Source organism: Rhodanobacter sp. Soil_C_14 (assembly GCF_057657335.1).
Genome location: NZ_JBDGIQ010000009.1, coordinates 1 through 13,816 on the forward strand (window position 1 = coordinate 1; position 13,816 = coordinate 13,816).

Annotated in this window: 11 protein-coding genes; 6 read left to right on the forward strand and 5 right to left on the reverse strand. The window is 67.1% G+C overall.

Annotated features, from left to right (window positions below; translation table 11 throughout):
* The first annotated feature begins 280 nt into the window (after nucleotides 1-280).
* The 5 genes from AC3A56_RS16730 to AC3A56_RS16750 all read left to right on the forward strand — a co-directional run bounded on the left by AC3A56_RS16730 (nucleotide 281) and on the right by AC3A56_RS16750 (nucleotide 4,275).
* A complete protein-coding gene (locus AC3A56_RS16730) occupies nucleotides 281-772 on the forward strand; it encodes a hypothetical protein (RefSeq protein ID WP_487771105.1) in 492 nt (163 codons plus the stop codon).
* Nucleotides 773-819: 47 nt separating this feature from the next.
* Nucleotides 820-1,341, forward strand: coding sequence for an N-acetyltransferase family protein (locus tag AC3A56_RS16735; protein WP_487771106.1), 522 nt, complete (start codon nucleotides 820-822; stop codon nucleotides 1,339-1,341).
* A gap of 248 nt (nucleotides 1,342-1,589) precedes the next feature.
* Nucleotides 1,590-2,435: an alpha/beta fold hydrolase gene (locus AC3A56_RS16740; RefSeq protein ID WP_487771107.1), complete on the forward strand. Its 846-nt coding sequence runs from the start codon at nucleotides 1,590-1,592 to the stop codon at nucleotides 2,433-2,435.
* 88 nt (nucleotides 2,436-2,523) lie between these two features.
* A complete protein-coding gene (locus AC3A56_RS16745; protein ID WP_487771108.1) occupies nucleotides 2,524-2,928 on the forward strand; it encodes a GFA family protein in 405 nt (134 codons plus the stop codon).
* An 81-nt stretch (nucleotides 2,929-3,009) separates the two neighbouring features.
* Nucleotides 3,010-4,275 (forward strand): patatin-like phospholipase family protein, encoded by a 1,266-nt coding sequence (locus tag AC3A56_RS16750; protein WP_487771109.1) that lies wholly within the window; start codon nucleotides 3,010-3,012, stop codon nucleotides 4,273-4,275.
* A gap of 45 nt (nucleotides 4,276-4,320) precedes the next feature.
* On the opposite strand, the gene AC3A56_RS16755 is transcribed toward AC3A56_RS16750, so the two are convergent.
* Nucleotides 4,321-5,070 carry an SDR family oxidoreductase gene (locus AC3A56_RS16755; RefSeq protein ID WP_487771110.1) on the reverse strand — a complete coding sequence of 250 codons (750 nt, stop codon included), beginning with the start codon at nucleotides 5,068-5,070 and terminating at the stop codon, nucleotides 4,321-4,323.
* Between the two features lie 104 nt (nucleotides 5,071-5,174).
* On the opposite strand from AC3A56_RS16755, the gene AC3A56_RS16760 reads away from it, so the two are divergent.
* Complete coding sequence (locus tag AC3A56_RS16760) at nucleotides 5,175-6,098, forward strand: LysR family transcriptional regulator (protein WP_487771111.1); 924 nt, start codon at nucleotides 5,175-5,177, stop codon at nucleotides 6,096-6,098.
* On the opposite strand, the gene AC3A56_RS16765 is transcribed toward AC3A56_RS16760, so the two are convergent.
* The 4 genes from AC3A56_RS16765 to recQ all read right to left on the reverse strand — a co-directional run bounded on the left by AC3A56_RS16765 (nucleotide 6,095) and on the right by recQ (nucleotide 13,809).
* Nucleotides 6,095-8,977 carry a sensor domain-containing protein gene (locus AC3A56_RS16765; protein WP_487771112.1) on the reverse strand — a complete coding sequence of 961 codons (2,883 nt, stop codon included), beginning with the start codon at nucleotides 8,975-8,977 and terminating at the stop codon, nucleotides 6,095-6,097. The two genes, AC3A56_RS16760 and AC3A56_RS16765, sit on opposite strands and share 4 nt — an antisense overlap.
* Nucleotides 8,978-9,073: 96 nt before the next feature.
* Nucleotides 9,074-10,096 carry a LacI family DNA-binding transcriptional regulator gene (locus tag AC3A56_RS16770; RefSeq protein WP_056717067.1) on the reverse strand — a complete coding sequence of 341 codons (1,023 nt, stop codon included), beginning with the start codon at nucleotides 10,094-10,096 and terminating at the stop codon, nucleotides 9,074-9,076.
* A 156-nt stretch (nucleotides 10,097-10,252) separates the two neighbouring features.
* Nucleotides 10,253-11,677: a sugar porter family MFS transporter gene (locus tag AC3A56_RS16775; RefSeq protein WP_056717066.1), complete on the reverse strand. Its 1,425-nt coding sequence runs from the start codon at nucleotides 11,675-11,677 to the stop codon at nucleotides 10,253-10,255.
* Between the two features lie 305 nt (nucleotides 11,678-11,982).
* The gene (gene recQ / locus AC3A56_RS16780) at nucleotides 11,983-13,809 is read right to left on the reverse strand and encodes a DNA helicase RecQ (RefSeq protein ID WP_487771113.1); all 1,827 of its coding nucleotides are present in this window, start codon (nucleotides 13,807-13,809) and stop codon (nucleotides 11,983-11,985) included.
* Nucleotides 13,810-13,816 lie beyond the last annotated feature (7 nt).

The following is a 13,816-nucleotide window of genomic DNA, read 5'->3' on the forward strand; positions in this document are numbered from 1 at the left end:
GCAACTCGCCAGTCAGGCCACCGCAGTGGAGGCCTGACTTAAACCAAACAGCCTCCACGAAACCCGGGGCGATTCAGCCCTCAACGTACGCAGCAAGGTGCGAGGCAAACCTCACTGATCAACGTTTGCGACGAGTACGCTCTGCTACCAGATGTATCCATCGGGCTATCGCGAAAAATCAGGAATTCGAGGAAAGCAACTGCCTGCAGCAGCTTGCACCCATCGCAAATCGCCTGTGGGCGGGCCGGCAATCATTCGTTCAGCTCCGGCGCGATATCTCATGAAAACCGTTGGCCTCGTGATCCTGCTTGCCTTCTTGGTTCCAGGGATGACGCTTGCTCAGTCATCCCTCGCAGATGTTCAGCGGTCACATATCGACGCAAACGTCCCCACGGCTGCGAACTTCCCAAAGTTCCTCGAGCGTGACCTGCTCGGCTACCTCCAGATCCATGGCTTCCCTCAGGCAACTTCGGTCAGCTTCTCGCTGCTCAGAGACGGACCCACGCAGTCGGGAGTGGCATACCCGAAGTTCTACTTGTGGGTCGAGGTCTTTCAAGGAAAACGTCTGTTGACGCAGGGTGCGGCGAGGGTCGCCGCCATTGAACAGTCTTACTTCCAGGTCACCAACTTCTTGCCTGGCTCCGTTGTCCGCGCCTCGCCCGACCAGGTCTCTTCGGTTTTCCCAGCACCGCTCGTCGCCTCCATCATGTCCCGCGCGAAGGCATCGCCATTGTTGCGGCATCCTTCCCGGGATTCCACATCAACGCCCTAGCTGGATGGGCCAGTTCATGCACCTTTGCCGTACCCCGCGGAGCGACGATGCCAACGATACGAAGAGCGCACGCCGATGATGCCGGCAGGCTGTCCGAACTTGCCGAGGCGACTTTCAGGGCGACGTTCGGCGCAACGAACACCACCAAGCACATGGAGCTTCATTGCCGAAGCAGCTACGGCGCACACATTCAGTCAGCCGAGATCGCCGACCCCGACCTGCTCACCTTGCTCAGCGAGGATGAGGGGCGCCTGGTCGGCTATGCCCAGCTGCGCCGGGGCGAAGCACCGGGATGTGTGGTGGCGAAGCGACCAGGCGAGATCCAGCGCCTGTATGTCGTTGAGGACTGGCACGGCAAGGGGGTGGCGCAGGCGCTCATGCAGGCCTGCATCGAGGCGATGCAACGACGCGGCGCAGACGTCGTCTGGCTCGGTGTGTGGGAGCACAATCCGAGAGCCATCGCGTTTTACGGGAAGTTCGGCTTCGTCGTGGCGGGTGAGCATGTGTTTTCGCTGGGCGGCGATCAGCAGCGGGACCTCGTGATGGTCAGGGCGATCGCGTCGAAGTAGAACCGTTTTTCGCGCCGCGGACCCGCTGTACATTGCTGGTCGCCGGGTGTCTCCCGGACGAACGCGGCGGAACGGGGAAACCGGCTTGCCTGGCGACTCCGCCATCCGGAAACCATGCTTCCAGGGGAGCGCCCGGGAGCAGGGATGATGCATGATGCGATCCGGAACCTTGGACCGAGCGTTTTTCACCCGCCATCTCAACGCGATGTGAGGACGATATGCTCAGACGCGATTTCCTGAAGACAGCCATGGCTTCCGCCGCGATGACGGCGGCGCTGCGCATTCAAGCCAGCGAGACGCCCGCCATGTCGAAAGGCAATTTTGCCGACGTCGATGGCCAGCACGTCTTTTACAGCGTGCATGGCGCCGGCAAGCCACTCATTCTTCTCCACGGCGGCATCGACCCCGACAGCTTCGGCAGCAATCTGGCCGCATTGGCGAAGAGCCGGCGGGTGATCGCGCCCCATCTCCAGGCGCACGGGCGTACGCCGGACACCGACCGGCCACTGCGCAGCGAAGCGCTGGGCGACGACATCGCCGCCCTGATCGGCCACCTGAAGCTCGGCAAGGCTGACATCATGGGTTATTCGCTGGGAGCCAGCGTCGCCCTGCAGACCGCGATCCGCCATCCGGATGTGGTCGACCGGCTCGTGCTCGTGTCCGCGGCGATGAAGCAGGACGGCTTCTACCCGGAGGGGGTGGAAGCCTTCAGGCAGCTCGAAGCCAACGCCGCCACGTACGGTCCTGGCGTCAAGGCATCGCCGTTGGGACAGACCTATCCCGACGTCGACTGGACAAACCTTTTCCGCAAGGTCGGCGACCTGACCAAACGCCCCTTCGACTGGACCGCCGACGTCGCGAGGATCAAGGCACGCACGCTGCTGGTCTTTGCCGACGCTGACGCCATCCAGCCCGGGCACATGGTCGAGCTCTGGAAAGCCCTGGGAGGCGGCCAGCGCGATGCCGGGATCGACGGCTCCCTGCGACCCGCGAACCAGCTCGCCATCGTGCCGAACACCACCCACTACACACTCGCCGTCGATCCGATGCTGCCGGCGATCGTCGACCGCCTCCTTGTGCCGGGCGCTGGCTGATCATGGCGCGACCCGGACACATGATGAGCGGCGGCGGCGACGTGGCGAACTCCCCTCGCCTGCCGCGATGCGGCGAGGACGTCGGCACATGAGTGTCCACGCCGGCTCCTGCCTTTGCGGCGCGGCGCGTTTTGAGGTGGAAGGCGAGTTCGAGCACTTCTACCTTTGCCACTGCATGTATTGCCGCAAGGATTCCGGTTCGGCCCACGGCGCGAATCTGTTTTCCGCGCAGGCCCGCTTGCGATGGCTCAGCGGCGAAGACAAGGTGACGCGCTTCGAGCTGCCGCAAACCCGGCACGTCCGGTGCTTCTGCTCGATCTGCGGTTCGGCCTTGCCGGTGACGTCGATGGACGGCCAGATGCTGGTCGTTCCGGCCGGCAGCCTTGATACCGCTGTCACCCTCCAACCCGACGCGCACCTCTTCATGGCCAGCAGGGCCGACTGGGACGAGGGCCTGGAGACGATTCCACGCATGGCGGGATTCCCGGACTGAGACGCCGGCGGTGGCGCATTGATGCGCCATGGCGCCAGACCGCATACTGAGCGAACACTGTTCATCGCCGGGGACCACGCGATGCGATGCAAGCCGGGGCTGCTGATGTTTGCGCTGGTGCTGCTGGCCGGTTGCGGGACCGTCCCGCGGCTGCCCGCTCCACCGGAACTGATCGGCGCGGCGGCGCCGGAGGGCTTTTCGCCTGACGTGCGACTGGTCACCACCGACCTGAAGAACTTCACCGCGCTGGCCCCCGACTTCTTCGGCGGCATGCGCAGCGCGGCGCACGACGGCACGGTCGACATCCTGGCGCTGTCCGGCGGCGGCTCGGGCGGCGCCTACGGTGCCGGCGTGCTGGCCGGCATGACGCGCGCGCACGCGCGACCGCAATTCGAGATGGTCACCGGCGTGAGCGCCGGCGCGTTGCTGGCCCCGTTCGCGTTCCTCGGGCCGGACTGGGATGCCCGCATGCAGGAGGCTTTCACCGGCGAGCGCAGCGCGCGGCTGCTGCATTCGCCCACCCGCACCGTGCTGTCCCGGCTGCTGTCGCCGCGCGGCCTGCCGCACCACAACGCGCTGTTCCAGCTGGTCGATCATTTCGTCACGCCGCAGATGATCGAAGCGGTGGCGCGCGAAGCGACAACTGGCCGCCGGCTGGTGGTGGCCACCACCGACCTGGACAAGCACGAGACCGTGCTGTGGGACCTGGGCAAGATCGCCCGGCATGGCGGCGACGCGGCGCGCACGCTGTTTCGCGACGTGCTGATCGCCTCGGCCAGCGTGCCGGGCGTGTTCCCGCCGGTGCTGATCCGCGTGCACGACGGTGACCACGTCTACGACGAGATGCACGTGGACGGCGGCGTCACCACCTCGGTATTCAGCACGCCGCTGATCGCCGGCATCCAGTCCACCGAGCTGCCGCTGCTGCGCGGCGCGCACCTGTACATGCTGGTCAACGGCCAGCTGGCACGGGCGCCGCAGACCACCCGCTACAACACCATCGACATCGTCTCCAGCGCGCTGGCCGCCGAACTCACCTACAAGACACGCGAGGCGATCGTGGACAACATCGCCGCCTCGCACCGGCTGGGCATGCAATTCCTGCTGACCGAAATTCCGGTGGACTATCCGCAGACCAGCTTCATCGACTTCGACCAGACGCAGATGCTGGCGCTGTTCGACTTCGCCGCCGGTTGCGCCGCGCAGGGGCTGGCGTGGATGACCCCGGAGCAATCGGTACGGCGCAACATGGGCGCGAATCACGCCGCCACGGCATCGGACGCACCGGCCTGCCCGGCTGGAAGTCGACGGGACAAGCCGGACAGCTTCACGCCAGCGTTCCCATGAGGTAGCGCGATGGCGACGGCCATCGCGCGGCAACAGGGATAGGCGTCAGAGCTGGCTCATGCCGCCGTCGACGATGATTTCGCTGCCGACAATGAAGGACGATTCCGCAGCCGACAGGTGCAACACGGTGGCCGCCACTTCCTGCGGCGTGCCGAAACGGCCCAGCGGCACCTGGCCCTGGATCTGGGCGGCGGTGGCTTCCAGAGTCGCGGCGTCCATGCCCAGCTTGCCGTACAGCGGCGTGCTGATCGGGCCGGGGCTGACCACGTTGACGCGCACGCCGCGTGGCAACAGTTCGGCCGACAATGTCCTGGCCAGCGAGATCAGTGCGGCCTTGCTGGCGGCGTAGACCGACGAATTCGGCATGCCGATGTGCGCGTTGATCGAACCGTTCAGCACGATCGAGGCGCCCGCATTGAGCAGCGGCAGCAAGGCCTGGATCTGGAAGTAGGCGCCCTTGACGTTGGTGTCGAAGCCCTGGTTCCACAGCTCCTCGTCGACATCGGCGAGCGAGGCGAACTTCGCGATGCCCGCGTTGATGAACACGGCGTCGAGGCGGATCCGCTGGCTGGCCAGCGCGGCAGCCAGGTCCTTCGCCTCGGCGACCACGCCGGCATTGTTGCGCAGGGCGATGGTGTTGCCGCCCAGCGCTGCCCTGGCCTCGGCCAGCGCGGCGCTGTCGCGGCCGGTGATGATGACGCGCGCGCCTTCGGCGGCGAACGCATGGGCGGCGGCCAGGCCGATGCCGCTGCTGCCACCGGTGACGAGTACGGACTTGCCTTCGAAACGATTCATGATGTGCTCCAGCGATGGGGTGGTGTTTCAGTGGAGCCATCCTGATCGCCGGCGCGGTGTTTGCCGTACCATCGTTTCGACGAACTCGTTCGAAGGAGTTGCACATGTTGTCCGACGACGAACTGGCCCTGCTGGAGGCGATCCGCAGCACCGGCAGCCTGTCCCGCGCGGCCGCGCACCTGGGCAAGGCGCCCTCGACCGTCTCGCATGCGGCCCGCCAGCTCGAAACACGTTTCGACGCGCTGCTGTTCGACCGCCGCCGCTACCGCCTGCAGCTGACCCCGGCCGGCGAGTTGCTCACCCACGAGGCCGCGCGGCTGGTGCAGGACGTAGCCCGCTTGAACCAGCGCGTGAAGCAGGTGGCCAACGGTTGGGAAGACCGGCTGCACATCGTCACCGACGAGATCCTGGAGTTCGAGACGTTGCTGCCGGTGATCCGTGCGTTCGATGCGTTGCAGTCCGGCGTGCGCCTGCGCCTCACCCACGAGGTGCTCGGCGGCACCTGGGAAGCCTTGCGCGAAGGCCGGGCAGAACTGGTGGTCGGCGCCACCAACGAGCCGCCGGCGATGCCCAAGCTGCGCTGGTTCGAGCTGGGCACGATGGACTGGGTGTTCGCCGTATCGCCGCGACACCCGCTGGCGAAGGCGCCCGAGCCGTTGTCACAGGACGCGGTCGGCGCCCATCGTTCGGTGGTGGTGGCCGACTCCTCGCGCAACGTCGGCCGCGCCTACGGCATCGTCGGTGGGCAGGCGACGCTGGCGGTGCCCAGCATGCGCGCCAAGATCCTTGCCCAGCGCGATGGCCTGGGCACGGGCTGGCTGCCGCGACATCGCGCCAGCGCCCTGCTGCGGAGTGGCCAATTGGTCGAGAAGAGCATGAGCGAGCCGCGCGAACCGAACACGCTCTACGTCGCCTGGCGCAGCGACCAGGAAGGTCGCGCGCTGAGCTGGTGGCTGGAGCAATTGCGCCAGCCGCGGCTGGCGAAGCGGCTGATCCAGGGACTGCCGGTGTCTGCGGAGAACAGCTAGCCGCGCGCGGCGTCGAGGCGCCGAGCTGCCTCGCTGGCGCTCAGGGCGTGACCGAGATGGTGGCCCTGCAGTTCGTCGCAGCCGGCGCCGACGAGGAACTGCGCCTGTTCCGCGGTCGCCACGCCTTCGGCTGCGACGCCCATGTGCAGCTCGTGCGCCACCGCGATGATGGTGCGCACGATCGCTGCATCCGCGGCGTCCTGCGGCAGGTCGCGCACGAAGATCTGGTCGATCTTCAGCTTGTCGATCGGGAATTGCTTGAGGTAGGCCAGGCTGGAATAGCCGGTGCCGAAATCATCCAGCGACAGCTTGATTCCCAGCGCCTTCAGCTCGGCCAGGGTGCGCTGTACCCGCCCCACGTTTTCCATCAGCGAGCTTTCGGTGATCTCGACGTCCAGCATCGCCGGCGGCACGGCATGACGCTGCAGCGATGCGGCCACCTGGGCCAGCAGCCCGGGCCGTTGCAGTTGCTGGGCCGACACATTCACTGCGACGGTGAAGTCGCGATAGCCCAGATCGAGCCACTCGCGTACCTGCCGACAGGCTACGTCGAGCACCCAGCCGCCGATCTCGTGCATCAGGCCGAGCGCTTCGGCAATCGGGATGAAGCGGGCCGGTGAAACCTGCCCGAGCTGGCGGCAGTTCCAGCGCAGCAGCGCCTCGAAACCGGTCAGCCGCAGGTCGGCGGCAGCATGCTGCGGCTGGTAGTGCAGCTCCAGCTCGTCCAGCCGGATCGCATCGCGCAGGTGATTGCCCAGCAGCAGGCGGTCTTCCAGTTCCTGCATCTGCGCCAGCGAAAATTCGCAGACGCGGTCGCGCCCTTCCTGCTTGGCCTGACTCATCGCCGCCTCGGCGCGGCGCAGCAGGTTCCTCGCATCGGTGCCGTGCGCGGACGAATGACTGACGCCCACGCTGGCGGTCAGCAGCAGTCGGTAATCCTCGCCCTCGATCGGCTCGGCCACCACCGCCCGCAGCACCTCGGCCAGCTCCAGCACCGCGGCGGGAGGCATCCCGGCCACCGTCACCATGAATTCGTCACCGGCGAAACGGGCGATCCGGCCGCGCCCGCCCAGCGCCGTCTGCAATCGGGTGGCGAGGCGCAGCAACACGTCATCGCCGGTGGGATGACCGACCGAGGCGTTGACCAGCTGGAAGCGGTCCAGGCCTACCACCAGCACCGACGCCGGCACGTTCGGATAGCACAGGATTTCCGCCAGTGCGTGTTCCAGCAGCAGGTGGTGCTGCAGGCCGGTGACCGGGTCGTGGCTGGAGGCGTAGGCCAGTTCGGCCTCGACCCGCCGCCGCTCGGTGATGTCGCGCGCCACGGCATAGACCAGCCCGTCGGGCGCCACGAACGACACCCACTCCAGCTGTCGTTCACTGCCGTCGCGGCAGATGCAGCGGCTGACGAAATCGTGCATGCGCTGGCCGGCCGCATCGAGTTGCTGCATCGGATCGACGTCGAACACGTCGCTTTCCACGCGCAGGAATTCGCGGTAGCTGCGCGACTTCAATTCGTCGGCGGAGTAGCCGGTCACGCGCGGCAACGAGGGGTTGAACTGCACCAGTCGCTGCGTGGCCGGATCGATGATGCAGAAGATTTCCAGCGACATCTCGAAGAAGCGGTCGCGCTCGCGCAGGCGACGGATGAGCTGCTCGCTTTCGATCGCCACGCCGGTGAGCGGCAACATGCGGTCGATGCTGTACAGCTCCTCCGGACGTGGCTCGCGCAGTTCGCGGAAATACACCGCGAAGGTGCCCAGCACCTTGCCGCCGCTGCCCAGCACCGGCGTGGACCAGCACGCCTTGAGGCCGTGCGCCAGCGCCAGCGACTTGTAGTTGGCCCAGTACGGATGGTTGGCGATGTCGGCCACCACCACGCGCTCGCGCCGCCACGCAGCGGTGCCGCAGGAACCCCTGGCTTCGCCGATTTCCAGGCCATGCAGGGCGCGGCTGTAGGCCTCGGGCAGACTCGGCGCGGCGCCGTGCAGCACGTGCTGCCCGCTTTCGTCGAGCAGCAGCAGCGAGCACAGCGCGCCGGGGTTCATCGCCTCGTGCAGGTGGGCGATCTGCGCCAGGCTTTGCGCCAGCGGACGCTGCGCCGCGATGCCGGCCAGGATTTCGTGCTGGCCGGCCTCCAGCTGTTCGGCGCGCTTGCGTTCGCTGATGTCCTGGCAGGCGCCCATCAGGCGCACGGCGCGACCGGCGGCCTCGACCTCGACCATGCCGCGACTGAGCAGGGTGCGTACCGCGCCGTCCGGGCGCACGATGCGTTCCTCGAACTCGAACGGCTGCGTTCCGGTCACGGCTTGCGCAATCGTCTGCTGCACGCGCTCGCGATCCTGCGGATGCACCAGCGCCAGGTAAGACTCGAACGTGGCGGCATGCTGCGCCGGAGTCACCCCATAGATGCGATACAGCTCCGCTGACCAGGTCACCCGGTTTTCCGCGATGTCCCACTCCCAGCTGCCAACGTGCGCCACCTTCTGCGCCTGCGACAACATGCGCTGGTGCTGCAGCAATTCCTGTTCGGCACGTTTGCGTTCGGTAATGTCGAGGAAGTAGATGGTCAGGCCTTCCGCCGACGGATAGATGCGGTTCTCGAACCAGCGCTGGTACGGGGGGTACCAGGCCTCGATCTGCCGCGGCTGCTGGTCGGCCATCGCCTGCTCGTAGGCGCGGTGGAACGGCTGGCCTTCGCCTTCGGGGAATTCGGTCCAGATATGCCGTCCGATCAGGTCTTCCACCCGACGGCCGAAAAACTCGCAGGCCTTCGCATTGAGGTAGATGTAGCGCCAGTCCCGATCCAGCGCCACGTACGCATCGGTGATGCGTTCGAACATCTGGTGAAATTCCAGCTCGGACGTGGTGCGATCCATGGCGCTCTCGATCCTGTCATGCGGAGGAATCCGGACAACCTCCGCAGACTACGGGATCACCCGCACCAGCCGCAACGGCGGCCGGCCAGGCCTTCATCAACGCAGGCTGGAGCGGCGCACCATCAGCTTCACCGGCAGCACTTCGCTGTCCACCGGCTCGCCCCGGATCAAGCCGAGCAGGCTGTCGACCAGCACTTCGCCGGCCTGGCGGGTGTCCTGCAGCACGGTGGTCAGCGGCGGGTTGACGAAGCTGGCCATGGGGATGTCGTCGAAGCCGGCCAGCGCAACATCCTGCGGCACGCGCATGCCGTGGTCGCTCAGCGCACGCATCGCACCGATCGCGATCAGGTCGCTGGCAGCGAACACGGCATCGAAGCCGGTTTCGTTGAGGATCAGTCCGCGCATCGCCTCGTAGCCGGAGTGCTCGGTGCTTTCGGCGTTCTGCTGCAGCTCCGGATCGACCGCGATGCCGGCCTGTTCCAGCGCCTGCACGTAGCCGCGATAGCGGCCGAAAAATTCCGGGTAGTGGCTGGAGGCATCGCCCAGGAACGCGATGCGGCGACAGCCGCGCTCGAGCAGGTGCTCGGCCACCGCCAGGCCGCCGGCGAAATTGTCGCAACCGATCGACACGCCGGGCTGGTCCGGAAGCACCGCGCCCCAGCGCACGAAGCGGGTACCCTGGCCGACCAGTTTTTCCAGCTTGTCGGTATAGGCCAGGTAATCGCCGTAACCCAGCAGGATCAGCCCGTCGGCCTTCTTGCTGTCGGCGAAGTCGGCATGCCAGTCGTGCGAGAACTGCTGGAACGAGATCAGCAGGTCGTAACCCTGCAGGGCACAGGCGCGGGTGATCGAGCCCAGCATCGACAGGAAGAACGGGTTGATGTGCGACTCGTCGGCGGTGGGGTCCTCGAAGAACAGCAGCGCCAGCGTGCCGGTGTGCATCTTGCGCAGGTTGGACGCGTTCTTGTCGACCTTGTAGTTGAGCTGGTCGGCGGCGGCCTGGATGCGCCGCCGGGTTTCCTCATTGACCAGCGGACTGCCACGCAGCGCACGCGACACCGTGGCCTGGGATACCCCGGCCAGGTGGGCAATGTCGATTGAAGTGGCCTTTGCCTTCATCCGCAACGCGATCCGCCGGCATCCCTTGCGACGGCGCCGTGCCGTCGTTTCCGAATCCTAGCCGGTTTGCGCGGCGCGCGTCGTATCGGCTCCTTCGCTGCTCGCGCGCGGCACAGGCAAGCTGCACCGCGGCAGGCTTTTTCTGCGGGAAGGCGTTCATGCGCGCATGTCCTCCAGTTCGACGCCACGGGTCTCGCGCACGCCGGACAACACGAACAGCAGCGACAGCAGCGCGAAGCCGGCATACAGACCGTAGGCGAAGGTGAGGCCCAGTTCGGCCAGCGCGGGGAAGCTGCTGGTGATGGCGAAGTTGGCCAGCCACTGCGCCGCGGCGGCCACCGCCAGCGCGGTGGCGCGAATCGAATTGGGGAACATCTCGCCCAGCAGCACCCAGACCACCGGGCCCCAGCTGACGCCGAAGAACACCACGTAGGCGTTCGCCGCGACCAGGGCCACCATGCCGACCGAGCCGGGCAGGCTCAGCTCCGCACCGCTGCCGGTGGCCTGCGAGAAGCACCACGCCATCACGCCCAGGGTGATCGCCATGCCCGCCGAGCCGACCACCAGCAGCGGCTTGCGGCCGATCCTGTCGACCAGCGCGATCGCCACCAGGGTCACCAGCACGTTGACGATCGAGGTGACCACGGTGATGGTGAACGAGTCGGCCTCGCTGAAGCCCACCGAATGCCACAGGGTGGACGAGTAGTAGAAGATCACGTTGATGCCCACGAACTGCTGGAACACCGACAGCAGGATGCCGATCCAGACCACCGGCAACAGCCCGGCCGCCTTGCCGCGCAGGTCGCTCAGGCGCGGCTTGTGTTCCGAATGCAGGCTGGCTTCGATGTCATGCAGCTTGCTGTCCAGCGCTGCCTCGCTGTGCATGTTCAGCACCTTGCGCAGCACGATGCGGGCTTCGTCGATGCGGCCCTTGGCCACCAGGTGGCGCGGCGATTCCGGCACGCCCAGCACCAGCACGCCGTAGACCAGCGCCGGCAGGGTGGCCACCAGGAACATCCAGCGCCACGCCGCCAGGCCCAGCCACAGCGGCTGGCTGGCTCCGCCCGCTGCACCGCTCAGCCAGGCATCGCTGAGCAGGGCGGCGAAGATGCCCAGCACGATCGCCAGCTGCTGCATCGAGCCGAGCCGGCCGCGGATGTTCGCCGGCGATACCTCGGCGATATAGGTGGGCGCGATCACCGAGGCCACGCCCACGCCGATGCCGCCGACCAGTCGCCACAGGATCAGGTCCCACACCGCAGTGGCCAGTCCCGAACCGATCGCGCTGGCGACCAGCAGCACCGCCGCCACCTGCATGGTGCGTACGCGGCCGAAGCGGTTGGCCAGCATGCCCGCATACCAGGCGCCCAGCGCCGAACCGAGCAGGGCACAGGACACCGCGAAGCCGATCTGCGCCGCGTCCAGCGCGAAGCTGCCGCGGATCGCGTCGACCGCGCCATTGATCACGGCCGTGTCGAAACCGAACAGGAATCCGCCCAGCGCAGCCGCCGCCGAAATCAGTACCACGCGCGCCGTGGCGTGCCGCCCCAAGCCATCTCCGGTTGCATCCATCGTGCTCATCGCGTCTCCCCAACGTCATGACCAGTCATCGCAGTCGATTCTGCGGTGTACGTGCGGCGCTGTCCGGCTGAATACGTATGCAGGAACCGACACGGACTGCCCGTGCCCACCCCCTGCCCGCTCCTGCACCTGACGCCATCGGCGGTTACTATGACAGCGCTGTCATGTTTCGCCAAGCGTGATCCGAAAACGTCGCTGGAACCGCGCTCCCATGCTGCTTGCGGAACGGCGGACAGCGCCCGGACGCAGCCGTGTGCCAGGCGTTTGCGGATCATCGGTGCGCCACCGGTGCGCCGCGGCGAAAGCTAGTCCGCCGCGTTGATCACCGCGAGGAAGTCGCGGCCGTAGCGCTTGAGCTTGGCCTCGCCCACCCCGCTGACGCTGGCCAGCTCGTCCTCGTTGGCCGGCAACGCCCGCAGCATGGCCAGCAAGGTGGCGTCGTGGAACACCACGTAGGGCGGCACGCCCTGCTGTTTCGCCAGCTGGGTGCGCAGTGCGCGCAGCTGGTCCCACATCGGCTGCTCGTAGGCCTCGATGCCCAGGCTGCCGCCATGACGGGGATCGCCGGTGACCAGCTTGCTGTCGCGCCGGCGCCGGGTGGCGCGTTCGGGGCGGGCGTCCTCGCGCAGCCTCACCTGCTTGCCGCCGCTGAGCACGGCGCGGCTGGCAGCGGTGAGCCGCAGCGTGCCATAGCCTTCGGCGTCGGCTTCGAGCAGGCCGGCCGCCAGCAACTGGCGGAACACCGAGCGCCACTGCTTGTCGTCCAGCTCCGCGCCGATGCCGAAGGTGCTCAGGCGATGGTGGTCGAAGCTCAGCACGCGCTCGCTCTCCTCCCCGCGCAGCACCGCGATGACGTGGCCGGAGCCGAAGCGCTGGCCGGTGCGGTACACCGCCGACAACGCCTTCTGCGCGGGCACCGTGGCGTCCCAGGTTTTCGGTGGCGCCATGCAGTTGTCGCAATGGCCGCAGGGGCCGGGATAGCTTTCGCCGAACGCGCCCAGCAGCAGCTGGCGGCGGCAATCGATCGCCTCGGCGTAGGCCAGCAGGGATTCCAGCTTCTGCCGCTCGACCCGCTTGCGCTCATCGGCCGATTCGGACTGCGCGATCATCTGGCTCATGGTGACCACGTCGGACAGGCCGTAGATCATCCACGCCTCGGCGGGCAGGCCATCGCGGCCGGCGCGTCCGGTTTCCTGGTAGTAGCCCTCGATGCTGCGCGGCAGGTCCAGATGCGCCACGAAGCGCACATCGGGCTTGTCGATGCCCATGCCGAAGGCGACCGTGGCCACCATCACCACGCCGTCCTCGCGCAGGAAACGCTGCTGGTTCTTCGCACGGGTGGCCGCATCCAGGCCGGCGTGGTACGGCAGCGCCTCGATGCCCGATTCGGCCAGCCACGCGGCGGTGTCGTCCACCTTGCGTCGGCTCAGGCAGTACACGATGCCGGACTCGCCCTCGTGGCCGAGCAGGAACTCGCCCAGCTGGCGCTTCGCGTTGTGGCGCTGGCCGACCCGGTAGCCGATGTTGGGCCGGTCGAAACTGGAGACGAATTGCCGCGCGTCCTGCAGTGACAGGCGCTCGACGATTTCCTCGCGGGTGCGCGGATCGGCGGTGGCGGTAAGCGCGATGCGCGGCACGTCGGGGAAGCGCTGGTGCAGGATCGCCAGTTCGCGATATTCGGGGCGGAAGTCGTGGCCCCATTGCGACACGCAGTGCGCCTCGTCGATTGCGAACAGCGCCACTTCGGTGCGTTCGAGCAGGTCGAGGAAGCGTGAGGTCAGCAATCGCTCCGGCGCCACGTAGAGCAAATTCAGCTCACCGGCCAGCAGCTGCCGCTCGACCTCGCGCTGCTGGTCCCCCGCCAGGCTGGAATTGAGAAACGCCGCCGCCACGCCGGCCTCGCGCAAGGCGTCGACCTGATCCTGCATCAGCGCGATCAGCGGCGACACCACGATGCCGGTGCCCTGACGCAGCAACGCGGGGATCTGGTAGCACAGCGACTTGCCGCCGCCGGTAGGCATCAATACCAGTGCATCGCCGCCCTCGCCCAGATGCTCGACCACCGCCTGCTGCTGGCCGCGAAAACTGGGATAGCCGAAAACGCTTTGAAGAATGTCGAGGGAAGTGGGCATTCCGGGA

What these genes read in the sequence shown, in the direction of transcription:
- AC3A56_RS16735 (WP_487771106.1), top strand. Translation starts at nt 820, where the DNA reads ATGCCAACGATACGAAGAGCGCACGCCGATGATGCCGGCAGGCTGTCC.
- AC3A56_RS16755 (WP_487771110.1), bottom strand. Translation starts at nt 5,070, where the DNA reads ATGAATCGTTTCGAAGGCAAGTCCGTACTCGTCACCGGTGGCAGCAGC.
- AC3A56_RS16730 (WP_487771105.1), top strand. Translation starts at nt 281, where the DNA reads ATGAAAACCGTTGGCCTCGTGATCCTGCTTGCCTTCTTGGTTCCAGGG.
- AC3A56_RS16750 (WP_487771109.1), top strand. Translation starts at nt 3,010, where the DNA reads ATGCGATGCAAGCCGGGGCTGCTGATGTTTGCGCTGGTGCTGCTGGCC.
- AC3A56_RS16740 (WP_487771107.1), top strand. Translation starts at nt 1,590, where the DNA reads ATGGCTTCCGCCGCGATGACGGCGGCGCTGCGCATTCAAGCCAGCGAG.
- recQ (WP_487771113.1), bottom strand. Translation starts at nt 13,809, where the DNA reads ATGCCCACTTCCCTCGACATTCTTCAAAGCGTTTTCGGCTATCCCAGT.
- AC3A56_RS16775 (WP_056717066.1), bottom strand. Translation starts at nt 11,677, where the DNA reads ATGAGCACGATGGATGCAACCGGAGATGGCTTGGGGCGGCACGCCACG.
- AC3A56_RS16765 (WP_487771112.1), bottom strand. Translation starts at nt 8,977, where the DNA reads ATGGATCGCACCACGTCCGAGCTGGAATTTCACCAGATGTTCGAACGC.
- AC3A56_RS16745 (WP_487771108.1), top strand. Translation starts at nt 2,524, where the DNA reads ATGAGTGTCCACGCCGGCTCCTGCCTTTGCGGCGCGGCGCGTTTTGAG.
- AC3A56_RS16760 (WP_487771111.1), top strand. Translation starts at nt 5,175, where the DNA reads ATGTTGTCCGACGACGAACTGGCCCTGCTGGAGGCGATCCGCAGCACC.
- AC3A56_RS16770 (WP_056717067.1), bottom strand. Translation starts at nt 10,096, where the DNA reads ATGAAGGCAAAGGCCACTTCAATCGACATTGCCCACCTGGCCGGGGTA.